Consider the following 25,299-nt stretch of genomic DNA (forward strand, 5'->3'; position numbering starts at 1 on the left):
GGCTGTATGGCGTCCGCTGTCGTCACACCGGCCCGACGACAGCAACTCGTCCGGTTTTTTCTCGTCGGTGTGTTTGCCGCGTCGATTCAGCAGGCGCTGTTGTGGTTGTTCAACGATGTCGGTGGCCTGAATTACATTCTCGCGGCCGCTATCGCAATCGAGTGTACGATTCTGCTTCAGTACGTCCTCAACAACGCTTGGACGTTCCACCGGTCACAGCATTCGGATCTGCGGGAGTACGTAGTCGGGTTAGGGAAGACGAACCTCGTTCGTGGAACGGCGATCCCGCTCCAGTTGGGCCTCCTCTACGCGTTTGTCACCTGGGGCGGTGTCGTGCCGCTGGTCGGCAATGGCGCGGCTATCGTCATCACGGGCCTGTACCGGTACGCCCTCGACGCCCACTGGACGTGGGGTTAGACGGTCGGGACGGGGACTTCGTCGAGCACGCTCTGAATGACTGTTCCTTTGTCGACCTGCTCGACGCGCGCATCAGGCGTCAGCACAAGCCTGTGAGCCAGTACCGGCTGCGCGACCCGCTTGATGTCGTCCGGCGCAACGTACTCCCGGCCCGCGATGGTCGCCATCGCCCGCGCTGCCTCGAACAGCCGCTGGGTCCCGCGCGGTGAGACCCCGACGTCCACGCGGTAGTCGTCTCTGGTCGCCCGGGCGAGGGCAGCCATGTACTGCAGCAGGTCGTCGTCGACGGTGACCGTCTCCGGGACGCTCCGGAGTTCCGTGACCGACTCCGCGTCGAGTATCGGCTCCACGGTCGGACTCTGTGTCGTCCGGCCGGCACGCCGCCGGAGGAGTTCGACCTCGCCCTCGTCGTCAGGGTAGCCAAGCGAGGTCTTTGCCAGGAACCGGTCGACCTGCGCTTCGGGGAGTTCGAAAGTCCCCTCCATGTCGACGGGGTTCTGCGTGGCGATGACGAAGAACGGTTCGGGCAGGTCGTAGGTGTCCCCGTCGACGGTGACCTGTCCCTCTTCCATCGCTTCGAGCAGGGCGGACTGGGTCTTTGGCGGTGCGCGGTTGATCTCGTCGGCCAACAGGACGTTGGCGAACACCGGCCCCTCGGTGAATTCGAAGCTCCGGGACTCCTCGTTGAAGATGTGTGTTCCTGTGATGTCGGCGGGCAGGAGGTCCGGCGTGAACTGGATGCGGGAGAAGGACAGTCCCAGCGCGGTCGCGACGCTGCGGGCGGTCAGCGTCTTTCCCGTGCCGGGAACGTCCTCGAGCAGGACGTGGCCCTTCGCGACGACTCCCAGCAGCACCGTCTCGAAGAAACCGCGGTCGGCGATGACGGCACTCCCGATCTCGTCGAGGATCTGACTCGACACCTCGCTTGCCTCGGTAGCGTCCATAGCCTGTCATGTTACGGGTCCGGTAAAGGGGTGTCGAGTCTGAAATCGAAACCCCTAAAGAGCAAACGGCGGTACTGATGGGTGAGCCGAGGTAGCCTAGCCTGGCCAAGGCGGTTGCTTCGAGAGCAACTGTCCTCACGGACTCAGGAGTTCAAATCTCCTCCTCGGCGTTCTCTGCAGCCATTCCGACGAGCGCAGCGAGTCGGCAGTGCTGCAGGACCGTGATGCGTGGAGAGTTGGAGTAGACCAGTCGCAGTCCGGAACGGCGCACCGCGCCGCACGCCCGGACCGTCTGGGCGTGGTTCAAATCTCCTCCTCGGCGTTCTCTGCAGCCATTCCGACGAGCGCAGCGAGTCGGCAGTGCTGCAGGAATCGGATCGTATCCGGTCGACCGCCGTCAGGTCAGCAGGAATATCAACACGCTGATCGTCATTACGACGAGAATGAACGCCCCGGCCAGCGCGCCCCCCATCGAGACCATCGCGTTGGCAGTCGAGGCCAGCGTCTCGGTCCGGTCGTTGCCGAACACCGTCACGGTCGCCTGTTCGCTCGCCATCCCGGCCTCGACGGGTTCGAGGTCGGCGACGGCTCTGTCGACGAGGTCCCCGATGAGCGCAACGATTTCCTTCTCGGGGATGACCTGTCCGACCTGGTTCTCGGCCTCGACGGTATTGACGATGTGGGTGTCGCTGGTCATCACCTCCATCAGATCCACGCCGTCGGCGGCGTCGATGATGCGCTGGCGGAGGCCCGGTTCCATGTTGTTGCCGTCGATGAGCACGTACGCCGTTCGCTGGCCGTTGACTTCGAAGACACAGACCCGGATTCCGAGCGGGCCGATACCCTCCTCGGGCTCCCAGGGGGTCCTGTCCCAGGCGACTCCACAGCGGAGTTGGCCAGTTTCGGCATCTGTGAGCAAGGTTCCAAGCTGTCCGGCCCCGTGGAGCATGTCGAATGACCGCTGACTGCCGGGAACGACGTGGCCGAGGTCGTCGCCCTCGAGCCCGTCGTTGCAGTTGTGTGCGTCGACCAGCAGCACGTCGTCGAGGCCGTCGGCCCGCGCTTCCGACATCGCTGAGAGACCCACGGCGTACTCCACGTCGTCGGCACAGCCCGGCGCGTACGTGTTCACGACGAGCGCGTCGTCGCCGAAGGCCTGACCGGTCAGCGTGGCCTCGCCCTCTGTGACACGGAGGCCCGCCGTCGCCTGGTCGTCGTATTCGAGGTTCTGGTACGCCGTCTCTGCGGTCGACAAGATCGTGTCGACCTCCCGCTCGGTGACGAGGTTGAAGTCGTGGCCGGCGGTCGCGTGTGGCGGAAAGGCCAGGCCGTCGGCCGATTCGGCGACGCGTCTGGGGAGGTTGCCGCCGCCGATTTCACCCATCGGGCCGGGGTGAATCATCGGCAGGACGAACCGGGCTTTCTCCTCGCCGCCCGGCCGACGGACCGACAGCAAGGTGACCGGGACGACGGCTTCTTCGCCGATTTCCTCGAAGAACTCCTCCAGTTCGCGCGTACCCTCGGCGATGTGCCCGATGAAGCCCCGGAGGAAATCCAGCGCGGAAACGCCGAGCGAGGAGCGCCACGGTTGGTCGATGACGACCAGGAACAGCCAGACTGCCAGCGCGTAGATGACACAGATAACCGCGAGAATGATGAAGTCCTGCGGGATGAACCCCTGTACCTGCGGCGGGACCTCTTCCGGGCGGGAGAGGTACTCCCGGAGCATCGGGTCTTCGAGGATGAACGCGGTCGCCCCGCTGTATATCGCCAGCAACACGGCGGCAGTGACCGTCTGGACGCTCGCCGGAATCGCCGCCTTCAGCAGTGAGTGCCGCGAGACGGCCATCAGTATCAGCAGCCGGAAGGCGAATATCGACGCCAGCGCGACTAACAGCACGTCGAAGACGAAGTTCTGCCCGAGGCGGACACTGAAGATGGCGATAACGCCGGCGACAGTCAACATTGCGATAGTGATCAGCTCACAGATGACCGCAAGCAGCGTGGCCCGGTTCGGGGTCAACTGCCCGCCCAGTTGCCGGTCGACCCACGGTGTCACGGCACTGGCGATTGAGGTCGGCAGGCCGATGAGAAACACGCCCTGCCAGGCGTCGTCGAGGATGAACCGTGAGTCGAACGCGACGATGCCGGTCATCGCGGCGATGACCAGCGCAAAGGCAAGGCTCGTATACCAGGTCGGAGCCCTGAAAATAAACCGCGAAAGGCTAGCGAGATTGCCCTGTGTCGCCGTCATTTATGTATCACAGCCTACGAGCGAATATAAAACCAGTTACATTGCCCTCCGACGGTTACTGGCGGGCGACAGACTGCTGGTCACAGACCGACAGGAAGTTCTCGAACACTTCCTCGCCTTCCTCAGTATGGGCGACCTCCGGGTGCCACTGGACACCGTATATCGCCTCGTCCGTGTTGCTCATCGCTTCGACGCCACAGACGTCGGAGGTCGCGGTCCGCTCGAATCCGGGCGGGACTTCTTTCACTTCGTCAGCGTGGCTGGCCCACACGCGCGTTTCGGGGTACAGCGAGCCCAGAAGCGGGTCGTCCTCGTCGAGGATGTCGACCGTCACGTCCGCGTAGCCGCCGTACTCGCCGCCGCCGACCCGACCGCCGAGTTCGTCGGCGATGAGTTGCATTCCCAGACAGATGCCGAGCACGGGAACGTCGAGGTCGAGGTACTCGGGACAGTTCCCGATATCGTCCATGTCCGGGCCGCCCGAAAGGACGATGCCGTCGGCATCGATCTCCTCCGGGGGTGTCGTGTTGTCCCTGAGCGAGACGTCGACGCCCATGTCCCGGAGCGCGCGCTGCTCCAGATGTGTGAACTGTCCGTGATTGTCGATAACGTCGATTCGGGTCATTACTGACGCGAAGGCTACGAAGGCGTATATATCTCCTGATGCGGTCGACGGTTCCCCCGCGTCCGGCTTCAGGGCCACTCTCGAAGGGTTTGGCGAACCCCGTCAAGAACTGTCGGGCCACGCAGTTCCAGCGTCACGGTGTTGCCGCCGTCCGAGGTCGTGAGGTGTACTGCCCCGCCGTAACTCTCGACGATCCACGTCGTCAGCCAGAGCCCGATCCCCTTTGAATGGCACAGTTGCGTTTCCACGCCGCTATTGAGGACATCTCGTTCGTGCTGTGGAATCGACGGACAGTTATCGCCGACGTGAACGAACACGGTTCGGCCGTGCTCTTCGACTGAGATATACAGCGTCGGGGTATTTTCGCAGTGAACGACCGCATTTTCGATGACGTTCCGAAGCACAGTGTCGAGCATCCAGTCGGCGTACACCTTCGACTGCTCCGGGAGGTCGAGTTCAACAGTTGTCTCCGGGTGCGATTGCGTGATTTTTTTCGCCTGTTCTCTGACACACGGCACGAGGTCGATCGGTTGCTGTGCGCGACGGTCCGCGTCGAACGCGAACTCTATCTGCCTCGCCTTCTCCGTAGTGGCGATGATATCGTCGATAGTACCGTTCAACTGCTCGACGTGCGCACGCGACTTGGAGTCGCCACGCTCTGCTGTCTCCCGCTGCAGTTCGCCGAGGTGCCCGAGTGCGACGTTGAGGTCGTTCCGGAGGTCGTGCCTGAGCACTCGAAACAACACCTCGTTGCTCTGGGTGAGTCTGCGCCGGGACCGCCGGAGTTCCAGCAGCCACCCGAACAGAACCCCGCCAAACCCGCCGACTGCGACCCCGCTTGCGAGTATCGACGGGATCATCGAGGACTGCGGTACTGGGGCGAGCAGCACGACGATTTTGATGAGCGTAAACAGCGCGATGCCCAGTCCGCACCACTCCGCGGCAGTCCATATCTGATCTCCGGACAGTCCGCTCACCGGGAGCCAGTAGTTCGCGGCTACCAGGGCTAGCGCCGGTGTCAACCCCACGCTGAGGATGACCACGTCTATCGGGGACGGCCGGACGATAGACATGCCGTGGGCGAGTAACGCGCCGGAAATCACGAAACCCGTTGCGACGACATATCCCGTCCCCAGCGACTGCTTCGTGAGCGCCGGAGAGGTCACTATACTAATCAGTTACTGTGTTCCTACTTATCCGTCTGCCACTGATTATCGGGTTTGATAATCGAGTGGGGCTACGAGTCGTCGTAGCGGTCGGCAGCCGATTCAAACCCCAGTTCGGATTGCTCCTTAGAGCGGCGCTGTTCCCGCTGTGCAATGGCTTCAGGGTCCGGGTTTGCGTCGTCGTCGAGCCGCGCCCACGACTGGTGGATCTTCGCGTGACACCACCGGCAGAGAAAGACCGTTATTTCGTGTGATAGCTCGTTGCCGCCTTCGCGGTACGAGAGGTGGTGTTCCTCTAGCAGCGGTCGGTCCGCAGAGTGGGCCATCCGTCGCTCTTCAAGTCCGCAACGAACACACTCCCGGTCGTGGTTCCGAGAGCGGAAATGCGGGCAGTCGGCCCAATCCCATTCCGGCTCCGCATCTGCGTCCGCGTCGTCGGGCGCAACTGCTGCCGGACAGCGGAAGTCGTCGGCACTTCGGGCGTTGGCGAACTCGGGGTCGTGGTGGCCGTGTTCGCGCGCCCAGCGACACTTCCCCTCGCTGGTGACGAAGTCACACCGCTGGACGTGGTCGTACGGGTCGTCGACGCCGACGGACGTCCCCCCGGGAGCCTTCTCCATACGATATAGTGAGTGCCCGTGCCCCCTCAAACCCCCGTTCCGACAGAAGACTTTTTCCCCACCTGTGACTTCCGCGGTGGTATGCGGCTCGTCCACGACCCCGACGGCGCGGCTCGCCCCCTCGCGACTGAGGTGGAGTACGCCGAGTCGGTCCTCGAACAGGGCCGGGGGCTGATGTTCCGGTCATCGATTCCCGACGACTACGCGCTCGTCTTCCCGTTCGACCGCGCGAGTCGACAGTTCATCCACATGCTGTTCGTCCGGTTCCCGCTGGACGTGCTCTGGCTCGTCGACGACGAGGTCCAGGCCGTCGAGACCCTCAAGCCCTGGCGGTCGTTCGGCTACGCGAACGCGGACACTGTCATCGAACTGCCCGGTGGCGCGGCATCGGGCGTTTCCGAGGGTGATACGGTGCGTCTTGAATCCTGAACGGGACCGGCGTGGTAGTCGGTTCCGTCACCTTTTAGACCATGAAGGTTAGAGTAGACACCACTATGTCGGAACACCCGACGGAGGATAGAGGAAGTCGCCGCGAGGCGGCTGGCCGCGAAATTCGTGGCGCGTGATGGAGTATCTTCTGTGAGTCAGAACACATTGTTCGAGGGGCACCCAGCGATGCGTGCCCTCTCAGACGTCGGTGAGGTACAGTTTCTCGACACGACACTGCGCGACGGCGAGCAGGCTCCCGGCGTGTCGCTGACGCCGGACGACAAGGCCGATATCGCCCGCTCGCTCGATGCGGCGCGTATCGACGTTATCGAAGCCGGGAGCGCCTGTACCGGCCCCGGCGAACGCGAGACGATTTCCCGTGTCGCGGGGCTCGACCTCGACGGCACCATCACAAGCTTCTGTCGCGGTATCCAGAACGACATCGACCTCGCGCTCGAGTGTGGTGTCGACGGCATCAACCTCGTCGTCCCGGCCAGTGACAAGCACGTCGAGCAGAAAGTCGGCACTTCAAAGGCCGAGAACGTCGAGACAACCGTCGAACTGGTGGAGTACGCCACCGACCACGGGCTCTGGGTCGAGGTCATCGGCGAGGACGGCTCGCGGGCCGACCTGGACTACCTCGAAGAACTGCTCGGTGCCGCAGTCGAGGCCGGCGCGGACCGCATTTGTTGGGCTGACACTGTCGGCCACGCGACGCCGGACCGAGCGCTCGAATGCGTCTCCCGGCTCTCGGACCTGGGTCCGGTCAGTACCCACACCCACGACGACTTGGGGCTCGCAGTGACGAACGCCCTGGTCTCCATCACGGCAGGTGCGGACCTCGTCCACGGGACGATAAACGGGATCGGCGAGCGCGCCGGCAACGTCGCCCTCGAAGAGGTCGCCATCGCGCTCGACCACGGCTACGGCGTCGAGTCGATGGCCCTGACCGAGGTGTACGACCTCGCCCAGCTCATCGCCAACCGGACCGGCATCCCGCTGGCTCCCAACAAGGCGGTCGTCGGCGAGAACGCCTTCACCCACGAGTCCGGTATCCACACCGACGGCACGCTCAAGGACGACTCGATGTACGAGCCGTACCCGCCGGAGAAAGTGGGCCGCGAGCGCCGCCTCGCGCTCGGGAAGCACGCGGGCCGGGCCGGTGTCGAGGCTGCACTCGACGAGCACGACGTCGAGGTCACAGATGACCAGCTCTCGGAGATCGTCAGCCGAGTCAAGGAGATCGGTGACCGCGGCAAGCGCGTCACCGACGCCGACCTGCTGACTATCGCCGACGAGGTGACCGGCGACGCGCGCGACCGCCGGGTCGAACTGCTCGGCCTGACCGCTGTTTCCGGCTCCGATACACCGACAGCGAGCGTCCGGCTCGCGGTCGACGGCGAGGAACGCAAGGAGGCAGCGGTCGGCTCCGGGCCGGTCGACGCCGCGATGAACGCCGCCGAGGTGGCGCTGTCCCACACCGCCGACGCGACGCTCGAAGACTACCACGTCGACGCCATCACCGGCGGAACGGACGCGCTCGTCACGGTCGAAATCGAGATGTCACGCGGCGACGACCACGTCGTCGTCTCCGCCAGCGACTCTGACATCACACGGGCGTCCGTGCGCGCGATGGTCGACGCGATGGACCGCCTCGTCGCCGACGACGAGGACCCGCTCGTCGCCGACGACTGACGGCACGACAGCTCTCTGGTTCAAACGCGTAGAATCAGTCTGGCCCTCACCGCGGACCACCACATGTCGTTTTGTTATTTATATCCGCGGCTGGCTTCGTGGTACTGGAACACTGTCTCCATGCCCTGCACCAGTGCGTCGAGGTCGACGCTGTCCGTGTCGAACTCGCGGTCACGGACGGACTGGTAGATGTCGGCCCACCGGTCCCGGAACCGGGCCTCGAACTGTTCGGCTTTGATTTTGTCGATGAGTTCGGCCTTTCCGTCAGGGTTTTCCAGTTCTTCGGGAGTGACGAACCCTTCTTGAAGGGCCAGCACGACGATTCCCGCGGTGTAGTCTCCCTCCCTGACTTCTCGTTCCCAGGTCGTGAGCCAGTTGCCGATGCGGGCCATTTCTTGCAGGTCCCAGATCAGGTCCCGGACCGTGCCGTAATCGGCGAGTTCGAATTCCGGCGAATACATGAGGTCAACGGCCGCGTAGGGGAACATTACCATGTTATGTGCCCCGTATGTTTCGGCCCCGCTGAGGTTCGCAATCCGTGGGTTCTCGTTGACGACGGCGCTGTAATCCATCGCGTTCAGCGTCTGTCGCATATCGTAGGTGAACACGTCGTAGAACTCGTCGACCCGGGGCGCGTCAGCTAGTCCACCCTCGAACTCGCGCCACACACGCTCGATAAAGGAGAAATATTCCTCGCTTACCGCCGCACGGCTCGGGTCAACGGACGACGGGTCCTGCACGAGTCGTCGGGCCTCTTCGAAGGTGTCTCGGTCCCCGTCGTTCTCGACGATGTCGTCCAGAATCGTGACGTACATCGTGAGTACCGTCTTCTGCGTCCGGACGTGGTCTGCGTGGTCCGGGTGGACGGAGGAGAGCGTGAACTCGGGGAACAGCGAGTAGATCCACTGCCAGAGGAACCGGTCACGCTCGCCACAGACCCGCTCGTACTCGTCTGCCAGTTCTGCAACCCGGTCGGGGAGGCTGGTCGTCCGAACCTCTTCGAGAAGGTCCTGCGTATCGACCGAGGGTGACTCAACGCTCATTGTGACTGCCCCCCAACGCTTGCACCCTGCATCTCGGCACAGCCAGTTGAATAATGTTCGATTAACCGACTTTTGGGTGTTTCTACTTCTTCAGATTGGTCGGTCACTGCCTCGATGCTTTTGCCCGACCGCGAGCCGGTTTCAATCAGTTGGTGTCCGAGGTCCATACATTCGAGAGGCGAAGTTGCGCTTATAGTGGTACTGACCTGTAGGATGCTGGTAATGTGCTATTAACAGTATACTTAAACAATTTTACTCTAAGTTACGTACCAGTTTTTCAACTGCTACTACAAAGGAAATATCTGCTTACTGAACTGTCTCAATGATATTCAAATGAGTGAGGAAATAAGGCGACAATAATGCACCTCTTGACGGGAGTCACGGGTAAGGGTACACAGCGCCAGCAGAACAGTCGCACACGGAGCCGAGTTACGCTTCGAGCCCAGTTGCCGCCGAGACGTCGCGGGACGGTGTCACCAGCACCGAACGGTTTCCTTCGACTTCGATACGACAGCCAGCCATACTGAACACGACCAGCCCGTCAGGGCTCGTGGTGCCGTCCGTATCGGGACGGAACAGTCGGTCCAGCGCATCAGGGTCGATACAGTCACTGATTCGGTCATCGAGGTCGACGGGGTCGATACCCAGCGTGTCGGCCACGGCGTGGACGATGGTTTCGCTCAGCGGTTCGTTGGGTGTCGGTCTGTAGACCAGTTTTGCCTGGGACATAGTTTGTCGCTGTTTGTCCCTTGATGAGTGATTGAAAAGGTGATTGTGGCTATACAGATACAGCCCGCCGGACTGGTCACTACTACTATAGCGACGGTCTCAGCTATCGCCGAACACGAGTTCGAGCAGTTTTCGCTCGCTGACGCGGAGATGGCGGTTGACCGTCGGCTGTGACACGTCCAGGCTGACCGCGATTTCCTGGCCGGTCGTCTCTCGAGGCCAGTCGAAGAAACCACTCAGATACGCCGTCTGGAGTACTTCGAGCTGTCTGTCGGTGAGTTGCTCCTCCAACGCCGACCGGACTGTACTGTCTCGCTGGCCATTGGACTGTGTGCCGTCACGGCGCGCGATCAGTTTGACGTCCGCGTAGCGCTCGCCGAGTTGTTCGACGAACTGGCGGACATCAGTTTCGCCCGAGACGACAACCGTCACCGTGAGTCCGCCCGTCGACGTTCGGATCGTTTTCAACCGCCCGCCCTGCTCCAGTAGCGTCTCCGCGACAGTCTGGCCGGTCACGACAACCTCATAGAGCCCGTCCAGTTGGTCGGTCGAAATCGCTCGTGCGGTGTCGACACGAGCCATCGACAGCATCTCCTCCTCGACGACAGCCGGGTCACAGTCCGAGATAGCGAGGAAGAGACGGATCGCGCCGTCGCTCCGCTGGACGGCCCCCTCACAGATGACCGGGACACCGACTCGATCCGAGAGGTGGGTCAGGAACGACTGCGGGGCTGACAGTGAGAGTTCGAGTTCGACGGTGCCGTCACCGGCCCGGCGCTGCCGGGACTCGACCTCCCGTATCGCGTTCGCGATGGTCTCACCGAGTTCGGCAAACACCTCCTGCAGCATCTCGTCGAACCCGTCTTCTTGCTCGGCGTACACCGTCAGGACACCGTAGACGAAGTCGTCGTATTCGAGCGGGATGCTGAGCGCCGACTGGAACTCGCGGGAGAGCGCTTCCGTCCGCCAGTGATCACCCCGGAGGTTGTCAGCCACCGACGGGACGATAGTCATCGCTTCGGACTGTGCAGTCTGGACGGCCGGCGGCCCGCCCTCGCGCTCCAGCGACAGCGAGATGGCGTCCAGATAGCTGGCGGTGTCGCCCGCCCACGCTCTTGGGACGAGTTCCGTCGCGTCCTGTCGGCCGATCCAGGCGAAAGAGAACCACTGGGATTCGGCCAACTGGTCACACACTGCCTGCTCGATCTCCTCGGTGGTCTCCGCTTCGACGAGCACCTGATCGATCCGTCGGATGATCGCGTTGACCTGCTTGAGCCGTCGCAGCTCGCGGTTCTGTTCGCGGCGCTCGGCCTCGCGTTCGCGGAGCGTCGTCTCGCGGTCGACGCGCGCGAGCGCGGCTTCCGCGCTGGCGGCGAGCAGATCCACCATCTCTCGGGTCCTGGCGTCGCTGTGTTGCTCGCCCAGTTCGATGTAGAACACGCCGTGGTCTTCGAGCGGGAGGCAGAGCCGCTTCGCGTCCGCCGTGACCGGTCCCGCACCGAGGTCGATGCGTTCGCCGGGGGCGACCTCGACGGCGCTGTCCTGCACGAACACGTCCCACACTGTGCTCTGCCCCGGCCCGACCGACGCGCTTCGGTCCGCTTCGGCGTCGCCGACGCTGCGAAGGGTGTTGTCGCTTCGGTCGAACAGATAGATCTCCACGTCGGGGAGTTCCAGCACGTCGACGGCCGTGTCGAGTATCTGTTCGGCCACGGCTGTCTTGGTTTCCGTGTGCAGCAGTTTTCTGGTCGACTCGTGCAGCGCCGCGAGCGTCTCCTCGAACCGCTTCCGGTCCGAGATGTCCCGAACGACGCCGACCTGCCGATAGCTTCCGTCTTCGCGGTCGTACGTCGTGAACTTGGTCTCTATCGGGAACGTGTCCCCGTCAGCGGTTCTGAGATCCGTCGTCAGCGTCCCGACGTCGCGCTCGCCCTCGATGAACTGCCGGGACATCTCCGCGGCCTCCTCGATAACGGATTCGTCCGCCAGTAGCGTCGCGTTCGACCCGACCAACGTGTCCTTGTCGTAGCCGGTCATCGACTCGACGGCGCTGTTGACCGTCTGCATCGTAAACCCCTCGTCGAGCGTGTAGATGCCGTCCTCGATGGTCTCGACGATGCGCTCGTACTGTTCGAGCATCTCCGTCCGCTCGTGGCGCTCGGTGATGTCGTGGACGATACCCAGGTACAGTTCCTCGCCGTCCCACTGCTGGGGTTCGAAGGCGATTTCGACCCACCGTTCCGTGTCGCTGGCGGAACACGACGACGTCAGCGGTGTTCCTGGCGACGGACTGCAGTGGGTTCCGAGGTCAACGTCACGCAGATCCGGGAAGAACTCGGCTATCGGACGCCCGAACACGTCCGACGGGTCGGAGTCGAGGAGGTCACAGAGGTGATCGTTCCCGGTCCGTATCTCCCCGTCCGCGGCGGTGACGACCACTGGCTCGGGCATTCGCGCGGCGAGAGTCTCCAACAGCACAGGGGGAGACTGCTGTGCCGGTGTGTCGCGTGCCGCTTGTTCGTTCTCGTCCGTTCCACCGACCGGCTTCTCCATACCGTTTCACGGCACTTGCCATGGGAAAGGTTGCTTTCAGTATACGTACCAGAATATGCTGACTATGCATCTGTTAGGTCCGGATACGATTCAGTCGCTCCCGCTGTGTCGGCCAGCGATCCGAACCACGTCTTCGAGGCCGGACACGTCGTGGTCCGGCGTCACGTCGAGTCGGGTGTCGGTCCGATGCGGACGACGGATGAACGCCGAGTCGATTCCGGCCCGGTGTGCCGCCTCGATGTCGGATTCGTTGTCCCCGACGAACAGGGCGTCACTGACACCGAGGTCCGCCATCGCCCGCTCGATGTAGTACGGCCGGGGTTTCTTCCGGCGGAGGCTCTCGACTGTCGGCTCGCGCGCCCAGACGGTGTCGAAGTAGTGACCGATATCGAAATGCTCGAACGCGAACGCCACGGTGTCCCGTTGATTCGACGAGACCACGCCCAGCGGACAGTCCAGTCGGTCGAGCATGGACACGTCGCCGTAGGGCTGTTTCTCGCCGGCCCGGATAAGCGCCCGCTGCACTGTAGTCAGTGCCTCGTCACGAGCCTGGAAGAACCGCTCGGGGTCGATATCGTACTGGGTACAGATGTCGGTGAGTTCGGGCACCGTCACGCCGATGCTCATGGCCTCGACGTGGGCTGTCGACGGCGACAGCACGCCGAGTTCCTCGAAGGCCCGGCGCGCGCCGACGTAGTGTGCGTCCATGTCAGTCAGCGTCAGCAACACGCCGTCGTTGTCGAAGATGACCGATTCGTACCACATCAACGGTATCAAGGGCGGCAGACGCAGAAATGTTTCGCGTTCTCACAGCCCGAGGTCCTCGCTGCCGCTCCCGCCTTGGTCGAACTGTTCCGGCGGTCGCCCGGCCTCGTCGATAACATCGTCCGTTACGACGACCGGACAATCCACCCGGAGGGCAATCGCGACGGCATCAGAGGGGCGGGCGTCGAACACCATGTCCTTGCGCCGGTCGTCGGTGTACTGCTCGGCGTCAATTTTCCCGTAAAAAGTCCCGTCGGCCAGATCGTCGATACGGACCCGGTCGATGGCGCCCCCGAACTCCGTCACCATCTCGACCAGCAGATCGTGGGTGAGCGGGCGCTCGAAGGGCTCGCCGGCCATCGCCAGTTGCATCGACTGGGCCTGGTCCTTGCTGACGAAGATGGGGACAATCTCTTCGCGCGCACGGAGCAGGACGACCGGCGTGCCACTCCCTTCTTCGCTGACGCCGACGCCGACCCCTTCGACCGTGGCATCGTGTTCCATGAACCAGTGTTGGGTTTGCGGGTATGAAAAGCTACCCCGGCGGCGGTTTCAGGGGTCTATCCCGTCCGCTATCGTCTGGCCGACTCCGGCTCCGTCCTCGTCGATCTAACCGACTGCGCGACGCGCACGCCAGCCATCCCGCCCAGCAGACCAGACTCGACGCTGTGGGGCGTCGAGTCCACCCTGAATCGGGATTAAACCGAATTAAAACGGGAGATAGAGCGTCCAATTCGGATAAATTCGACTTAATTCGCCTTTTCGGCTTGCCCCCTTCATATGCCACTGGGACAGAGAGACGAGCGGAGGCAACGATCACAATGAAACTCACTACGATTGCCGGCGGCCTGCTTGCCGTGCTCGTCATCACGGGCTCGGCGGCGGCACTCCCCGGCGCAGCAGGCGCACAGGCCGATGACCACGCGGACAACGCACAGGCGGACAACGCCGCCGAGCAGGCAGCGAACGAAACAACGACCGCAGACGAGAACGAATCGGGCGGCGCTGCCGAGGCAGCTGACCGCCGCGGCCCGCCCGCTGACGCCGGCCAGGCAGGCGACCAGCGCGGCCCGCCGTCGGACCTCCCCGGACAGGTCCCTGACTTCGTCAGCGAGATTCACACGCTCATGGGGCAGAAGCAGGCCGGCGAACTCGCGGGCGACCTGGGCGCACAGATCAGCGACCTGACCCCCGGTGACGAGAGCGACGGGGCCGAGAACGAAACCGAATCCGCGTCCGAGGACGCTGATGCGGACGATGCTGGCGAGGAGTCCACTGACGACGCGGATGCAGACGAGGACACCGACGAGACGGACGCGGACGACGAACAGTCCACTGAGGACGAAAGCGACGACAGCGACACGTAATCCCCTCTGACCTGACGGCTCTTCCATCGACGATCGACCAAGCGCGGTTTTTTTGCTTGCTGAACTCCGAGTAAGAGGTATGGATGACACCGCCGAGTCCAGCGTCCACGCCGACGACGGACCCCGTGACCGTACGACTGCAGACCTCCTTGCGGGTGACGAGGACTCGTCGGCGTCGGAACCGTCAGATGGGGTGAACCGGAAGCGAGCCCTCCTGTTCGTCTCGCCGTTTCTCGCTATCGGGCTGTTCGACCTGGCCCTGCTACTCGGCTGGGGCTTAGACCCGCTATGGGGGTTCATGATTCTCCCGCCGATACTGTTCGTCTCAGTGCTCGGCTGGATTGCGTTCCGAACCGGGTTCGCGAGCGACCGGACCGGGGACCCAGCCACGACTGACGGTTCGCGGCGTCGGTAGAACACCGAGTGACTGCCCGCTCCGTTGCGGGTCCCTATTCTTCGAACAGGTCGTCGACGGCGGCCCGAGCGGCAAGGGCAGCGTCGTCCGCGACCTGTGCCTCGTCCTGCCGACTGTCGGGCGCGTTGACGTACACGTCGACGTCTAAGACGCCGTCTTCGAAGGTGACAGTCACGTCGAGGTCCTCGACCGCGCTGACATCGTATCGCGAGAAGACAACGTCTTCGGCTGCGGTCGAGGCTGTCTCGACGACCTCATCGTCTGTCGGCATCGCCTTATGCGCCGCCAGCGCCGGGGCCGCCGGCCGGACCCGCGCCACCTGCGCCGCCGAGCATCTGCTGGAGCTCGCTCTGGAGCTCTTCGAACTGCTCCTGCACGCGCTCTTCCTGCTTTTCGAGCGTCTCGACGCGGACTTCGAGGCTGTTGACCTTCTCTTCGAGGTCGTCCTGCGCCTCGTCGAACTCAGTCTTCACGAGGAGTTCGCCGACCTCGCGGTACATGGTCGAGTCCTCGTCGATGTCGTCGAGCTCGTCCAGAGCCGTCTGGGACTCCTGGAGCTCTGTCTCGGCCTGCTGTTTCTGTGCGGCGACCTGCTGTGCTGTCTGCTGAAGGTCCTGCAGTTCCTCGAGCTTCTCCTGTGCTTCAGGCGGAAGATTACCCTGCATACCTCCAGAGTTGGGGGCCGCACTGTTAAACCCACGCTTTCAAGTCCAGCAGCGGGACGGCAAGGGGCTGAGAGCACAGTCGTTCTGTCGAAAACCCGGCGTTAAAACACACGAACCCACTATTCGCGGCAGTGAACTCAGGCGACTTCTCCGACTGCCCGCTCCCGCAACTCTCCGGTCAGGTGCATCCCGTGTTGGTCGATCCGTCTGACGATCCGCTTCGCCTGGGTCGGTTTGAGGTACTTGTCCTCGATAGCGGCCCGGACCACGACGCCGAAACTGCTCGTCACTTCTGCCCCCAAGCCCTGCGCCATCCGGCGGACCGTGCGATCTTCGGAGACGACGGCCACGGCGGAGCGGTCGTCGCTGTCGCGGTGGGCCAACACGCCGGCGAGGACCGTCACAGCGGCACCGAGGTCTTTCTCGCCCAGCAGGGACTCGGCCTGGTCGACGTGGGCCTCGTCGACGCCGGTGTCGATGCCGTTCTCGCGGTACTCGGTCAGGTTCGTCGCGGTCGGTTCGACCTGGACCTCGTCGATGACGGGCTCCGGAATGACGATGTCGCCGTCGAACGCGTCCAGCAGCGACAGCTCCCCCACCTGCCCCAGCGAGTACAGCGACGTCGGCCCGACGTAGATGCGGGTCATAGCTCCGCGGCCGTGTCGGCGTCGAGCTCCAGATCGGACAGCTCGAGCTGCGTCGTCAGGTTTCGCTCGCGGGCCACGTCGAGCCACTCGGCGATGGAGAGGTCCGCAAGCTGTGCGGCTTCGGCCGCCGACACGTCGCCGGACTGGTACTGCTCGACGGCGACGCGGAGCCGGAGCGTCTCCAGTCCCTCCCGCAGGGCCTTCCGAATCGTGGTCGACCGGTCCTCGGAGAGCAACTCGGCGACGTCGTCCAGTTCGTCTTTCTCTTCACTCGGGAGCCGCGCGCTGATTGTCGGCATGTTTTCACAGTCATCTCGTGTAAACATACATCAAACTACGGGTCGGAGAACCGCCTGTCGGTCTCCTGAAACTCTGGGCGGAGAGAACGTCCACCAGCCTGTGAGGACGGAGCGGGCGACCACCAATCCTTAACGCCACCGGGTCCCACGGGGAGGCAATGAGCGACGAAGCACACGCGTTCGTTCCCGGTCACATCACGGGCTTTTTTACGGTCGACCGGGGCGATGACCCCATCGAGACCGGCTCTCGCGGCGGCGGGCTGGCCCTGTCTGACGGCGTTTCTGTTACCGTCAGCCGCGGAGCTGAAACCGAAATAACGTTGAACGGCGAGGAAATCGAGGTGGAAGCCGTCGAGCGAGTGCTGGACGCGCTGCGAACCACGGCGACTGTCACCGCCGAAACACCGCTCCCGCTCGGCTCGGGCTTCGGCGTCTCCGGCGCGCTGGCGCTTGGCACCGCACTGGCGGCCAATGCCGTCTTCGGCCACGGGCTCTCGTACAACGAACTGGTGACAATCGCCCACGGTGCGGAGGTCCAGGCCGGCTCCGGGCTCGGCGACGTTGTCGCGCAGGCCCGCGGCGGCGTGCCGCTCCGGCTCGAACCCGGCGGGCCGCAGTTCAACTACCTCGATGCCATTCCGGCCCGCAGCCGCGTCGAGTACGTCACGCTCGGGGAGCTATCGACGGCGGATGTCGTCGGCGGTGACACGGACATCCTGACGGCTGCCGGCGAGCGCGCGCTCTCTACCGTCGTCAAGGAGCCGAAACTGTCGACGTTTATCCAGGCCTCCCGGCAGTTCTCCCGTGAAGCGGAGCTGCTGACGCCGGCGGTGAAAAGCGTCATCGACGACGTGGCCGAAGCCGGCGGGGACGCCGCGATGGCGATGCTCGGAGAGACGGTGTTCGCGCTGGGGACCGGCCTCACCGACGCGGGCTACGATGCGACCGTCGCCGCTATCTATCCGCCCGGTGCGACCATCGAAGACGAGGGCTGACCACACGTCGCAAAACCACCGAACCGGCTTCCTTATCAGCGCGCAGCCGTAGCCACAGCTATGGACTGTCGGCAGTGTGCCACGCCGCTCGACCGACCGGGCGACTACTGCCTGGTCTGTCACACTGCCAACACCGACGCCGTCGTCCTCGAACTCGACCGCGAGCGGGCGACGGTGACATCGCTGCTGGACGGGTCGATTGTGGGCCAGCGAACGGTGACGACGACGCCGGAGGGCGAGGGGAGCGACGAAACGGTCGTCGTCGAGCTCCGCAACTTCGCCGGCCTCGTCGCGGACGAGGTGCGACGGAAACGACCGGAGGAGGTGTACGTCACGGGCGACCGTGACGTCATCGCCGCCGTCCGCCCGCAACTGCACTACGAGTTCTTCCGCGTCGAGGGCGACGATCCGGTTCAGCGGGTCATCGACCGCCAGGGCGAGCCCGCGCTGGAAGTGGTCGACGCCGCGCCCTCGGAGAAACTCGGCGGGAGCCACTCGACGCTCATCGGCGGCCGGTCGGGCCAGCGAGTCATCCAGACCGTCGCCGGCCACCCCCACGTCAAGAAGGTCATCCCCGGCCCTATCGACGCCGGCGGCGCGAGCTCACCGACGGGCGTCCGAGCGAAGGCGACCCGCGCCGATGCTAACGGCAACGTCCGGGTGCTCATCCGCGACGGCTCCAGCGTGCAGGAGAACCGCGTCGTCACGACGGCCGGCGACCGCGAGCTCGGCGAGCACGTCCGGGCCGACCTGAACGAGGCGCTGCGAGAAGCTGAACTGCAAGAGTAGTGCTTGTGGTACTCTATTCACGCCACGACAACGCCGACAACGAGCACAGCGGCTACCGCGGCACCAACGACACCAGTCCGGTGAACAGCCGGTAACGCCGTCCGCACGTCGAGTATCATCGGATCTGCATGGAGCGCAGCGAGCGCCAGATAGCCGGTCGGGGCGACCAGCGGAAACGCGACGGCCCCGATAGTCAGCAGACAGAGGCCGACGACGCCCGCTCCGAGGTAGCCGCGGCCGCGCACGGGCTGACCGGCTCCTTCGAGGACGCCGCCGGTCCAGCAGTAGCCGATGGCCGTCGCGCCGACCCACGCGTGCCAGTACGCCAGTTGTTCGGGGACGACACTGAGGAGGCCGCCGACCGTCAGCGCCATCGCAGTGGTGTTGACCGTTCCCCAGGCGAGCATCGCGTCGGAGAAGCGGACCGAGTCCGGTGCGTGCAGGACCGTCAGGCCGACGAAGCCGCCGATCAAGACGACCCACAGCACCGTTGCGAGCAGCTGGCCGTTGGCGTGGTCGAGCCAGGTGAGCGCCTGGGTGCCGCCCCAGCCGAGCAGTCCGGCTGCTGCGCCCGAGAGCAAGAACTCCGAGGCCGTAAGCCGCCCGCTCGTGGCCGGTGCGACCCGCTGGAGGCGACTTCGGAGCCCGTCGAACGCTGCCATCGACCGACGGTTTGCCCGCCTCCCTCTTGAGTTCTCTAGGCTAGCTCCGCGGTCAGCAGGAGAATGCTGGGCGCGACGAGCAGGACCATACCGGCGAGTATCAGCACTGCCGGCACGACGAGCAGTCCCATCTCGGTGAACAGCCACAGCCCGAGCCCGCCCAGCAGCGCGACGAGACCGACGATTCGCACGAGCCATGTGACGATACCCTCGAACCCGGAGTCCGCGACGAGGTCGACGACGTCGAGTAGCTCGTCCATGTCAGTCGGTCGTTGCCGGCCGGGCCTGTTAATCCCTGTGGCCGTCGGTCGACCGGGCCGCATCTCGAAGGCCTTATGTGGCCGCTCGGCGGACAACAGACCACTATGGCTAGCAAGAGCGGAAAGACCGGCAGCTCGGGCCGTTTCGGCGCTCGCTACGGTCGCGTGTCCCGACGCCGCGTCGCGGAGATCGAATCGGAGATGAACGAGGACCACGCCTGTCCGAACTGCGGCGAAGACCGAGTCGACCGCCAGGGGACGGGCATCTGGCAGTGCAGCTACTGTGACTACAAGTTCACCGGCGGCAGCTACAAGCCGGAGACGCCTGGCGGCAAGACCGTCCGACGCTCCATTCGGGCCGCACTGTCCGAAGACGAGGAGTAAAGGACCCCCGTTCCTATCTCTCAACTATGAGCTACAAGTGTTCACGCTGTAAGCGCGACGTGACGCTGGACGAGTACGGCGGCGTTCGCTGCCCGTACTGCGGACACCGCGTCCTGCTGAAGGAGCGGTCACCCGACGTCAAAGAGATCAACGTCAACTGAGGCTGTCGGTACGCCGTTGACGGTCGACGGCCGACTGCGCCACGTTGCAAACGGCTTTTCTGGGACAGTCCCGCGACTGATACGACGACGCTCCCATTTCGAACAGTATGACTGCACAACACCAGACCCACCTCACCGCCGAGTACGACAGCGCCGACCGGGCTCGCGCTATCGAGCGGAGCATCCGTCCCGAAATCGACGACATCGAGGGCGACCGGACGACGGCGCGCCTCAGTCGGGACGGACAGCGGGTCGAACTCACTGTCGAGGCGGCCGACCTCGTCGCATTGCGGGCCGGCATCAATACGTGGCTGACGCTGCGTGGCGTTGCCGAGGACGCTCTGGCGGGACGGAAGTGACGAAAGCGGCGTCAGTCGAGCGTTACTGCCGGTATCGGTCCGGAACATAGGTCGCAATCGACTCGGGAACGTTGCCGAACACGACCGGGGCCAGGGTTGCCAATCGACGCCGGAGGAGGCTGTACGTCGCACCGGTGACGAGGGCCGCGGCGACGACCCACCGGAACGGCCCGTCTAGAACGACGAACAGCGGCGAACCCACGAGTACCATCAGCCCCACATCCGACGGTGCACCGTCGTACTGTATCCATCGCTTCGGCGACCGCCATCGCCCGCGGACGTGGTCGTACACGGCGCGTTCGGACGTGCCTTCCCACGGGCGGAGTTCGAGGCCGCCGCCGTACCGGTCCATCCGGCAGTGGAGGGCAGCGCCCAGCAGTACGAACGTGAGCGCGACGAGCAGCGGTGTCTGGAGGATAGCGGCGAACCCGGCGGTCGGGAGCGCCGCGAGCGTGTACCCGCTTGGATAATGGAGGGTACGCCGATGACCCGAGTAGAGGTCGAGGTCGGGCAGAACGCCACCGACGAGGCCGCCAGCGAGCGCTACTGCGGCGTGGTCTGGCGCAAGGACGAGCAGCGGTGTCGCGATTGCGAGCCCCGCTATCGCGTGCGTCGGCAGCATCATATACCTGTACAAGGGGCCGTAGCCGGTATAAACACGTCGCTGGGTTTATTCTCCGTCGTACCCCAGTCCACTGCAATGAGCGATGGTGCCGGCCGTCCCGACAGCAGTCTCGGGGCTATCGACCTCGATGACACGTTCGAGAAGCTCTTTCGTGATGGGCGAACAAACGCGATCATCGCGTGGATGCTCGTCGCGATTCTCACGGCTGTGTTCGTCGAAAGCGTCCTCGATATCGACTACCAGTGGATACTGCTCGTCGGTGTCGTCGGCTTCGTCGTCCTCGTGCCGCCGGTGGCGTTCCGCGAGTGGCGCGTCATGCTGCCCTGGGAACTGCTCTTTCTCGCCTGCCTGCCGATCTTGGTCCGCGGCCTCGTCGGGGGGACGGTCGGAACCTTTGCCACGTATGTCTCGCTGGCAGCGCTGTCGCTACTCGTCATCGTGGAACTGCATATGTTCACCGAGCTGGAAGTCACACACTGGTTCGCCGTCTGTCTCGTCGTCTTGACGACACTCGCCGCCGTGGCGGCCTGGACGGTGTTCCGGTGGAACGCCGACCGGTTTCTCGGGACGTCGTATCTCACGACCAACGAGGCGCTGATGACCGAGTGGCTGTACGTCACCCTCGCCGGACTCGCCGCGGGTGTGTTGTTCGATGGCTACTTCAGACGGCGGGACCGCCGCCTCTGGCGTGGTCTCCGACGGATGGTGCGGCGATGAGGCTGCCCCGACCGTCGATGCGGAACCAGCGGCGGATCACCCGCGCGATGCAACTCGTCTTGCTCGGGCTGGTCGGCTACGGCATCGTCGCCGGCCAACCGAAGCCGATCACGAACGGCGGTATCGGCCTGCTCGTGACGTTTCTCCCCGCGGTGATGCGGCGAAACTACAATCTGGCTCTGGACCCGTGGCTCGCCCTCTGGATCACGACCGCGGTGTTCCTGCACACCCTCGGGTCGGCCGGGCTCTACGGACAGATCGGCTGGTGGGACCACCTCACCCACGCGATGTCGGCTTCGCTCATCGCCGCGTTCGGGTACACGACGGCCCGGACCATCGACCTCCACAACGATTCGATTCACATCCCCAAGCGCGTCTTCTTCGTGTACATCTTCGTCGTCGTGCTGTCCTTCGGCGTGATCTGGGAACTGTTCGAGTTCGCGCTCGATATCATCGCCACCGAAACGGGTGTCACGATGCCGCTGGCGCAACACGGCCTCGACGACACGGTCCGGGACACGATGTTCAATTCGCTCGGGGCGCTCCTGGTCGCGGCGTTCGGACAGGCCCACCTCACCGATGTCGCAGAAACCCTCCGAGAGCGGCTGTCCGTTGTCGACTGACTCGGATGTGTCACTGGACCCGTTGCCGGGATGATAGCTGGCGGGACTGTGGTGACTGAACACAGTGCGTCACCGGTTCAAGCGTTTTCTGTCCGATGGGCTACGACAGGAACCGTGTTATCCCCGATGGGGTAGCCACTGTGTCGGCAAACGTGTCGGCTCGTTGTCTGGAGCTGCTGTGGCCGCCGAACAGTTATTATGCCTCAGTAAAGTGGTTGAACAGCATACCAGGGCGATGATTGGGAATGGCCTCGACGACGTCGCGTTTGCGGGAGCGAGACGGACCGGCGCTGCCAGTCGAGACATCGAAGTCGTGTATCTCGATTCCGACGCGACGGCACGAGAGCAGATACACGAGGTTCTGGCGGATCACAGCGCCGAGATGACGGTGACGAGCGTGGCAACGACGGATGCCGCGTTGGAGGCTGCCGCGTCGACAGCGGTCACCTGTCTCGTCCTCGACCCGACTGGACTGGGCGATATCCCGGCCCCACTGGTGTCGAACGACCGCTACCCGGTCGTCCTCTACACCGACGCCACTGCACCGGACAGCGCTGCGACTGTCTTCGACGATGCAGAGACGGTCGTCAGGAAACAGGGGGACGGACAGCCGACGTTTCTGGCGGAGAAGATCGTCAGCGTCGTGTCGGCGTCGGCCGATCGGACCGAATCCGCGCTCCGAGATGCGCTGTCCGGAATCGAATCGCGCGCTGAAGCGAACGAAATCGCTGTCCTGCTGGCGGATGACGGGACGGTACACTGGTCGAGCGACTCGGTGTCGACGTTCGTTGACCGCCTCGACGATACCCGCCGGGTCGAGGGCTTTTACGACGCCATGGCCACAGCGCTTCCCGACACGCCTGGCGGCCGTCGACAGCTACAGCGACTCCGGGACACCCCGACCGAACCGGTTGCGGTCCGGGTTCCGGGTAGCGACCGCGACCAGTACCTCCTTCGACACGGGCACGAGCTACCGGACGCCGCTGGGGGACTCACGCTCGTCCTGCTGCGAGACATCACCGAGACTGCACGACGTGATGCCCGCATGGCGCTGCTGGATCTCCTCGTCGAGCAGGCACAGGACGGCCTCTACACGCTCGACGAACGTGGTGTCATCGACTTCTGTAACGAGTCGTTCGCGGCGAACCTCGGGTACGAGCCGGACGAACTGTGTGGCGAACACGCCTCGACAGTGCTGGCCTCCGGTGAACTCTCGAAGGGGCAGGCGACTGTGGAAACGCTGCTCGAAACGCCTGGGCAAGAGAGCACGACTGCCGATCTGACGTTCTGTCGGAAAGACGGTACCGAACGGGAGGTGTCGATCAACTATACGCTGATTCACGACGAAGCCGGCAACTACAGCGGGTTGATCGGCGTCGCTCGGGACATCACGGAGCGCTGTAACCGCGAGCGGGAGTATCAGGAGATGACTGAGCGATTGAATCTCGCGCTCGAAGGCGCGGAACTCGGCGTCTGGGACTGGAACCCCAAAACCAACGATGTCACCTTCGACGAGCGCTGGACCGGGATGCTCGGCTACACCACGGACGAACTGGAGCCACACTACGAGACGTGGGCCGACCTCGCCCATCCAGACGACCTCGACCGAGTGGAACAGGCGCTCGCGGAACTGAAGTCCGGGGAGACCGATCTGTATCAGAGCGAGTTCCGGATGCGGACGAAAGACGGGGAGTGGCGATGGATCCGGGACATCGGCAAGGTGTTCGAGTGGAACGACGACGGCGAGGCGATCAGGGCCGTCGGGATCCATCAGGACATCACCGAAGAGCGGAAACGTCAGGATGCGATCGAACGACAGCGCGACGAACTGGCGACACTCAACGGGGTCAACATGCTCATACAGGACCTCATTCACGCTTTGGGTGGTGCCGCGACTCGCCACGAGACTGCAGAGACAGTGTGTGAGCGCATTGTCGAATCGGACCTCTGTGAGCTAGCGTGGATCGGTGAGCGAGCCGGCGCGGACGATAGACTCGTGCCGAAAACGGTAGCCGGCGACAATAGTGACGTTCTCGACGAACTCATCGTTAGTGACGGGAACGACCAATTGCTGTGTGAAACAGCCCTCGTGACAGGTGCGGTCCAGACGATACAAGACTGCGGCGACCCGGCCGAATTCAAGCAGTGTGGGGCCGCTGCTCGCGAGCAGGGGTTCAAGTCCGCCGCAGCGATTCCACTGGTTCAGGGAAACACTGTCCACGGCGTTCTCTGCGTGTACGCCGACCAGCCAGCGGCGTTCGGCGGCCGAATAGCTGACAGTTTCGCTGTCCTCGGTAAAATGGTCGGGTACACGCTCGCCGCGGTCCAGAACAGGCAACTCCTGTCTGACGATACCACGCTCGAACTGACATTCGAATCGGAATGCCCCGACATACCCCTTGTCTCGGCGGCGAATGCGTACGGGTGCCGAATCGAGGTCGTCGAATCTGTCGATACCGAGCCGACGCACCTCCTCTATGTCTCCGTCGACCACGGGCCGCCCGATGCAGTCTCTGCGCACCTCTGTTCTCATGCGGAGATTCTCGGCTCGCGGGTCGTCCGTGCAGACGATGCCAATGGTATCATCGAGCTGCAGGTTACAGAAACCGTCCAATCGCTGCTTCTCGATGTCGGTGCTCGCTGTCGGACGGTGGTTGCCGACGATGGGGCGCTCTCCATTACTGTCGAGGCCTCGCCGGATGCCGACTCCCGGGCGATACGGGACGCAGTCTCCGACCGGGTGCCTGAGAGCACGCTGACGGCAAAGCAGGAGTGCGACCGGACAGACGACATACTTGACGTCGAAACGGACCCACGCAACCACCTGACTGACCGCCAGAAGGAAGTCCTCCGCACGGCCTTCCTGACGGGCTACTACGCCTGGCCCCGGGATACGAACGCCGAGCAACTGGCAGAGAGGCTCGGTATCGCGTCACCGACGCTCCATCAGCATCTCCGGCGAGCGCAGCGGAATCTCATCGACGCTGTGTTCGATATGCAGTGATACGCGACGGTGACGCTGTTGGCAATTACAGCCAGCGCGTTCGACGGGTACCTAGCCGTCTAGGTACAGAGTTAATAATATTGGGAG

Annotated in this window: 31 protein-coding genes and 1 tRNA gene; 14 read left to right on the forward strand and 18 right to left on the reverse strand. The window is 63.9% G+C overall.

Annotated elements, in window-relative coordinates; all coding sequences use genetic code 11:
- The first annotated feature begins 6 nt into the window (after positions 1-6).
- Positions 7-417 carry a GtrA family protein gene (locus VI234_RS01990; protein WP_008312675.1) on the forward strand — a complete coding sequence of 137 codons (411 nt, stop codon included), beginning with the start codon at positions 7-9 and terminating at the stop codon, positions 415-417.
- Here the strand turns inward: VI234_RS01990 and VI234_RS01995 are convergent.
- On the reverse strand, positions 414-1,361 hold the full coding sequence (locus tag VI234_RS01995) for an AAA family ATPase (RefSeq protein ID WP_008312676.1): 948 nt from the start codon (positions 1,359-1,361) through the stop codon (positions 414-416). The genes VI234_RS01990 and VI234_RS01995 overlap by 4 nt on opposite strands.
- Before the next feature lie 85 nt (positions 1,362-1,446).
- On the opposite strand from VI234_RS01995, the gene VI234_RS02000 reads away from it, so the two are divergent.
- A tRNA-Ser gene (locus VI234_RS02000) sits at positions 1,447-1,531 on the forward strand.
- Here the strand turns inward: VI234_RS02000 and VI234_RS02005 are convergent.
- The 5 genes from VI234_RS02005 to VI234_RS02025 all read right to left on the reverse strand — a co-directional run bounded on the left by VI234_RS02005 (position 1,513) and on the right by VI234_RS02025 (position 6,026).
- Positions 1,513-1,668 carry a hypothetical protein gene (locus tag VI234_RS02005; RefSeq protein WP_161606631.1) on the reverse strand — a complete coding sequence of 52 codons (156 nt, stop codon included), beginning with the start codon at positions 1,666-1,668 and terminating at the stop codon, positions 1,513-1,515. The two genes, VI234_RS02000 and VI234_RS02005, sit on opposite strands and share 19 nt — an antisense overlap.
- Before the next feature lie 90 nt (positions 1,669-1,758).
- Entirely contained in the window at positions 1,759-3,615 is a 1,857-nt protein-coding gene (locus tag VI234_RS02010; protein ID WP_336329106.1) for a DUF2070 family protein, read from the reverse strand.
- Positions 3,616-3,670: 55 nt separating this feature from the next.
- Positions 3,671-4,240: a GMP synthase subunit A gene (locus VI234_RS02015; protein ID WP_004517046.1), complete on the reverse strand. Its 570-nt coding sequence runs from the start codon at positions 4,238-4,240 to the stop codon at positions 3,671-3,673.
- A 68-nt stretch (positions 4,241-4,308) separates the two neighbouring features.
- On the reverse strand, positions 4,309-5,406 hold the full coding sequence (locus VI234_RS02020; protein WP_008312682.1) for an ATP-binding protein: 1,098 nt from the start codon (positions 5,404-5,406) through the stop codon (positions 4,309-4,311).
- A gap of 71 nt (positions 5,407-5,477) precedes the next feature.
- Positions 5,478-6,026 carry a DUF7097 family protein gene (locus VI234_RS02025; RefSeq protein ID WP_336329107.1) on the reverse strand — a complete coding sequence of 183 codons (549 nt, stop codon included), beginning with the start codon at positions 6,024-6,026 and terminating at the stop codon, positions 5,478-5,480.
- A gap of 81 nt (positions 6,027-6,107) precedes the next feature.
- On the opposite strand from VI234_RS02025, the gene VI234_RS02030 reads away from it, so the two are divergent.
- Together VI234_RS02030 and VI234_RS02035 are read left to right on the forward strand one after the other, a co-directional pair.
- Entirely contained in the window at positions 6,108-6,455 is a 348-nt protein-coding gene (locus VI234_RS02030; RefSeq protein ID WP_336329108.1) for a DUF192 domain-containing protein, read from the forward strand.
- Positions 6,456-6,641: 186 nt separating this feature from the next.
- Positions 6,642-8,150 (forward strand): (R)-citramalate synthase, encoded by a 1,509-nt coding sequence (locus VI234_RS02035; RefSeq protein ID WP_336329295.1) that lies wholly within the window; start codon positions 6,642-6,644, stop codon positions 8,148-8,150.
- 74 nt (positions 8,151-8,224) lie between these two features.
- On the opposite strand, the gene VI234_RS02040 is transcribed toward VI234_RS02035, so the two are convergent.
- The 5 genes from VI234_RS02040 to VI234_RS02060 form a co-directional block, all read right to left on the reverse strand.
- A complete protein-coding gene (locus VI234_RS02040) occupies positions 8,225-9,193 on the reverse strand; it encodes a terpene synthase family protein (RefSeq protein ID WP_008312687.1) in 969 nt (322 codons plus the stop codon).
- A gap of 429 nt (positions 9,194-9,622) precedes the next feature.
- Entirely contained in the window at positions 9,623-9,922 is a 300-nt protein-coding gene (locus VI234_RS02045) for a HalOD1 output domain-containing protein (RefSeq protein ID WP_008312688.1), read from the reverse strand.
- A 99-nt stretch (positions 9,923-10,021) separates the two neighbouring features.
- Positions 10,022-12,475 (reverse strand): bacterio-opsin activator domain-containing protein, encoded by a 2,454-nt coding sequence (locus VI234_RS02050; RefSeq protein WP_336329109.1) that lies wholly within the window; start codon positions 12,473-12,475, stop codon positions 10,022-10,024.
- 90 nt (positions 12,476-12,565) lie between these two features.
- Positions 12,566-13,240, reverse strand: coding sequence for an HAD family hydrolase (locus VI234_RS02055; RefSeq protein WP_336329110.1), 675 nt, complete (start codon positions 13,238-13,240; stop codon positions 12,566-12,568).
- A 42-nt stretch (positions 13,241-13,282) separates the two neighbouring features.
- On the reverse strand, positions 13,283-13,744 hold the full coding sequence (locus VI234_RS02060; protein ID WP_008312691.1) for a bifunctional nuclease family protein: 462 nt from the start codon (positions 13,742-13,744) through the stop codon (positions 13,283-13,285).
- Between the two features lie 317 nt (positions 13,745-14,061).
- Between VI234_RS02060 and VI234_RS02065 the strand changes: the two genes are divergently transcribed.
- Together VI234_RS02065 and VI234_RS02070 are read left to right on the forward strand one after the other, a co-directional pair.
- Positions 14,062-14,607 carry a hypothetical protein gene (locus VI234_RS02065; protein ID WP_336329111.1) on the forward strand — a complete coding sequence of 182 codons (546 nt, stop codon included), beginning with the start codon at positions 14,062-14,064 and terminating at the stop codon, positions 14,605-14,607.
- Positions 14,608-14,686: 79 nt separating this feature from the next.
- Positions 14,687-15,022: a hypothetical protein gene (locus VI234_RS02070; protein ID WP_008312693.1), complete on the forward strand. Its 336-nt coding sequence runs from the start codon at positions 14,687-14,689 to the stop codon at positions 15,020-15,022.
- A gap of 34 nt (positions 15,023-15,056) precedes the next feature.
- On the opposite strand, the gene VI234_RS02075 is transcribed toward VI234_RS02070, so the two are convergent.
- From VI234_RS02075 to VI234_RS02090, 4 genes are all read right to left on the reverse strand, one after another.
- A complete protein-coding gene (locus tag VI234_RS02075) occupies positions 15,057-15,293 on the reverse strand; it encodes a hypothetical protein (protein WP_005537965.1) in 237 nt (78 codons plus the stop codon).
- Positions 15,294-15,297: 4 nt separating this feature from the next.
- Positions 15,298-15,687, reverse strand: a complete 390-nt coding sequence (locus VI234_RS02080; RefSeq protein ID WP_004591484.1) for a prefoldin subunit beta — start codon at positions 15,685-15,687, stop codon at positions 15,298-15,300.
- Positions 15,688-15,824: 137 nt separating this feature from the next.
- Entirely contained in the window at positions 15,825-16,334 is a 510-nt protein-coding gene (locus VI234_RS02085; protein WP_008312695.1) for a hypothetical protein, read from the reverse strand.
- Positions 16,331-16,633 carry a UPF0175 family protein gene (locus VI234_RS02090; protein ID WP_004517029.1) on the reverse strand — a complete coding sequence of 101 codons (303 nt, stop codon included), beginning with the start codon at positions 16,631-16,633 and terminating at the stop codon, positions 16,331-16,333. Before VI234_RS02090 ends, VI234_RS02085 begins: the two co-directional genes overlap by 4 nt.
- A 158-nt stretch (positions 16,634-16,791) precedes the next feature.
- Here VI234_RS02090 and VI234_RS02095 point away from each other — a divergent pair, with 158 nt between their 5' ends.
- Together VI234_RS02095 and VI234_RS02100 are read left to right on the forward strand one after the other, a co-directional pair.
- Positions 16,792-17,628 (forward strand): pantoate kinase, encoded by an 837-nt coding sequence (locus tag VI234_RS02095; protein ID WP_008312698.1) that lies wholly within the window; start codon positions 16,792-16,794, stop codon positions 17,626-17,628.
- 60 nt (positions 17,629-17,688) lie between these two features.
- Positions 17,689-18,417: a DUF2103 domain-containing protein gene (locus tag VI234_RS02100; RefSeq protein WP_008312700.1), complete on the forward strand. Its 729-nt coding sequence runs from the start codon at positions 17,689-17,691 to the stop codon at positions 18,415-18,417.
- 17 nt (positions 18,418-18,434) lie between these two features.
- Here the strand turns inward: VI234_RS02100 and VI234_RS02105 are convergent, their stop codons facing one another.
- Positions 18,435-19,079, reverse strand: a complete 645-nt coding sequence (locus tag VI234_RS02105; protein ID WP_336329112.1) for a hypothetical protein — start codon at positions 19,077-19,079, stop codon at positions 18,435-18,437.
- 35 nt (positions 19,080-19,114) lie between these two features.
- On the reverse strand, positions 19,115-19,339 hold the full coding sequence (locus VI234_RS02110) for a hypothetical protein (RefSeq protein WP_008312705.1): 225 nt from the start codon (positions 19,337-19,339) through the stop codon (positions 19,115-19,117).
- Positions 19,340-19,414: 75 nt separating this feature from the next.
- Between VI234_RS02110 and VI234_RS02115 the strand changes: the two genes are divergently transcribed.
- From VI234_RS02115 to VI234_RS02125, 3 genes are all read left to right on the forward strand, one after another.
- Positions 19,415-19,723: a 50S ribosomal protein L37ae gene (locus VI234_RS02115; protein ID WP_004591489.1), complete on the forward strand. Its 309-nt coding sequence runs from the start codon at positions 19,415-19,417 to the stop codon at positions 19,721-19,723.
- Positions 19,724-19,749: 26 nt separating this feature from the next.
- Positions 19,750-19,884 carry a DNA-directed RNA polymerase subunit P gene (locus VI234_RS02120; RefSeq protein WP_004517024.1) on the forward strand — a complete coding sequence of 45 codons (135 nt, stop codon included), beginning with the start codon at positions 19,750-19,752 and terminating at the stop codon, positions 19,882-19,884.
- 107 nt (positions 19,885-19,991) lie between these two features.
- The gene (locus VI234_RS02125) at positions 19,992-20,243 is read left to right on the forward strand and encodes a KEOPS complex subunit Pcc1 (protein ID WP_008312710.1); all 252 of its coding nucleotides are present in this window, start codon (positions 19,992-19,994) and stop codon (positions 20,241-20,243) included.
- A 22-nt stretch (positions 20,244-20,265) separates the two neighbouring features.
- Here VI234_RS02125 and VI234_RS02130 read toward each other — a convergent pair whose 3' ends face one another.
- Positions 20,266-20,868 carry a metal-dependent hydrolase gene (locus VI234_RS02130; protein ID WP_008312711.1) on the reverse strand — a complete coding sequence of 201 codons (603 nt, stop codon included), beginning with the start codon at positions 20,866-20,868 and terminating at the stop codon, positions 20,266-20,268.
- Positions 20,869-20,943: 75 nt separating this feature from the next.
- On the opposite strand from VI234_RS02130, the gene VI234_RS02135 reads away from it, so the two are divergent.
- The 3 genes from VI234_RS02135 (at position 20,944) to VI234_RS02145 (ending at position 25,212) form a co-directional block, all read left to right on the forward strand.
- On the forward strand, positions 20,944-21,585 hold the full coding sequence (locus tag VI234_RS02135; protein WP_008312713.1) for a hypothetical protein: 642 nt from the start codon (positions 20,944-20,946) through the stop codon (positions 21,583-21,585).
- Between the two features lie 17 nt (positions 21,586-21,602).
- A complete protein-coding gene (locus VI234_RS02140; RefSeq protein ID WP_008312715.1) occupies positions 21,603-22,208 on the forward strand; it encodes a hypothetical protein in 606 nt (201 codons plus the stop codon).
- Between the two features lie 235 nt (positions 22,209-22,443).
- Positions 22,444-25,212, forward strand: a complete 2,769-nt coding sequence (locus tag VI234_RS02145) for a PAS domain S-box protein (RefSeq protein WP_336329113.1) — start codon at positions 22,444-22,446, stop codon at positions 25,210-25,212.
- Positions 25,213-25,299: the final 87 nt, after the last annotated feature.

It is taken from the genome of Haloarcula sp. CGMCC 1.2071, assembly GCF_037078445.1.
Taxonomy (GTDB): Archaea; Halobacteriota; Halobacteria; order Halobacteriales; family Haloarculaceae; genus Haloarcula; species Haloarcula amylolytica.

What these genes read in the sequence shown, in the direction of transcription:
- VI234_RS02025 (WP_336329107.1), bottom strand. Translation starts at nt 6,026, where the DNA reads ATGGAGAAGGCTCCCGGGGGGACGTCCGTCGGCGTCGACGACCCGTAC.
- VI234_RS02125 (WP_008312710.1), top strand. Translation starts at nt 19,992, where the DNA reads ATGACTGCACAACACCAGACCCACCTCACCGCCGAGTACGACAGCGCC.
- VI234_RS02120 (WP_004517024.1), top strand. Translation starts at nt 19,750, where the DNA reads ATGAGCTACAAGTGTTCACGCTGTAAGCGCGACGTGACGCTGGACGAG.
- VI234_RS02030 (WP_336329108.1), top strand. Translation starts at nt 6,108, where the DNA reads ATGCGGCTCGTCCACGACCCCGACGGCGCGGCTCGCCCCCTCGCGACT.
- VI234_RS02070 (WP_008312693.1), top strand. Translation starts at nt 14,687, where the DNA reads ATGGATGACACCGCCGAGTCCAGCGTCCACGCCGACGACGGACCCCGT.
- VI234_RS02065 (WP_336329111.1), top strand. Translation starts at nt 14,062, where the DNA reads ATGAAACTCACTACGATTGCCGGCGGCCTGCTTGCCGTGCTCGTCATC.
- VI234_RS02140 (WP_008312715.1), top strand. Translation starts at nt 21,603, where the DNA reads ATGCGGAACCAGCGGCGGATCACCCGCGCGATGCAACTCGTCTTGCTC.
- VI234_RS01995 (WP_008312676.1), bottom strand. Translation starts at nt 1,361, where the DNA reads ATGGACGCTACCGAGGCAAGCGAGGTGTCGAGTCAGATCCTCGACGAG.
- VI234_RS02040 (WP_008312687.1), bottom strand. Translation starts at nt 9,193, where the DNA reads ATGAGCGTTGAGTCACCCTCGGTCGATACGCAGGACCTTCTCGAAGAG.
- VI234_RS02035 (WP_336329295.1), top strand. Translation starts at nt 6,642, where the DNA reads ATGCGTGCCCTCTCAGACGTCGGTGAGGTACAGTTTCTCGACACGACA.
- VI234_RS02100 (WP_008312700.1), top strand. Translation starts at nt 17,689, where the DNA reads ATGGACTGTCGGCAGTGTGCCACGCCGCTCGACCGACCGGGCGACTAC.
- VI234_RS02090 (WP_004517029.1), bottom strand. Translation starts at nt 16,633, where the DNA reads ATGCCGACAATCAGCGCGCGGCTCCCGAGTGAAGAGAAAGACGAACTG.
- VI234_RS02045 (WP_008312688.1), bottom strand. Translation starts at nt 9,922, where the DNA reads ATGTCCCAGGCAAAACTGGTCTACAGACCGACACCCAACGAACCGCTG.
- VI234_RS02055 (WP_336329110.1), bottom strand. Translation starts at nt 13,240, where the DNA reads ATGTGGTACGAATCGGTCATCTTCGACAACGACGGCGTGTTGCTGACG.
- VI234_RS02010 (WP_336329106.1), bottom strand. Translation starts at nt 3,615, where the DNA reads ATGACGGCGACACAGGGCAATCTCGCTAGCCTTTCGCGGTTTATTTTC.
- VI234_RS02095 (WP_008312698.1), top strand. Translation starts at nt 16,792, where the DNA reads ATGAGCGACGAAGCACACGCGTTCGTTCCCGGTCACATCACGGGCTTT.
- VI234_RS02110 (WP_008312705.1), bottom strand. Translation starts at nt 19,339, where the DNA reads ATGGACGAGCTACTCGACGTCGTCGACCTCGTCGCGGACTCCGGGTTC.
- VI234_RS02060 (WP_008312691.1), bottom strand. Translation starts at nt 13,744, where the DNA reads ATGGAACACGATGCCACGGTCGAAGGGGTCGGCGTCGGCGTCAGCGAA.
- VI234_RS02145 (WP_336329113.1), top strand. Translation starts at nt 22,444, where the DNA reads ATGATTGGGAATGGCCTCGACGACGTCGCGTTTGCGGGAGCGAGACGG.
- VI234_RS02130 (WP_008312711.1), bottom strand. Translation starts at nt 20,868, where the DNA reads ATGATGCTGCCGACGCACGCGATAGCGGGGCTCGCAATCGCGACACCG.
- VI234_RS02135 (WP_008312713.1), top strand. Translation starts at nt 20,944, where the DNA reads ATGAGCGATGGTGCCGGCCGTCCCGACAGCAGTCTCGGGGCTATCGAC.
- VI234_RS02050 (WP_336329109.1), bottom strand. Translation starts at nt 12,475, where the DNA reads ATGGAGAAGCCGGTCGGTGGAACGGACGAGAACGAACAAGCGGCACGC.
- VI234_RS02105 (WP_336329112.1), bottom strand. Translation starts at nt 19,079, where the DNA reads ATGGCAGCGTTCGACGGGCTCCGAAGTCGCCTCCAGCGGGTCGCACCG.
- VI234_RS02085 (WP_008312695.1), bottom strand. Translation starts at nt 16,334, where the DNA reads ATGACCCGCATCTACGTCGGGCCGACGTCGCTGTACTCGCTGGGGCAG.
- VI234_RS01990 (WP_008312675.1), top strand. Translation starts at nt 7, where the DNA reads ATGGCGTCCGCTGTCGTCACACCGGCCCGACGACAGCAACTCGTCCGG.
- VI234_RS02080 (WP_004591484.1), bottom strand. Translation starts at nt 15,687, where the DNA reads ATGCAGGGTAATCTTCCGCCTGAAGCACAGGAGAAGCTCGAGGAACTG.
- VI234_RS02115 (WP_004591489.1), top strand. Translation starts at nt 19,415, where the DNA reads ATGTGGCCGCTCGGCGGACAACAGACCACTATGGCTAGCAAGAGCGGA.
- VI234_RS02015 (WP_004517046.1), bottom strand. Translation starts at nt 4,240, where the DNA reads ATGACCCGAATCGACGTTATCGACAATCACGGACAGTTCACACATCTG.
- VI234_RS02075 (WP_005537965.1), bottom strand. Translation starts at nt 15,293, where the DNA reads ATGCCGACAGACGATGAGGTCGTCGAGACAGCCTCGACCGCAGCCGAA.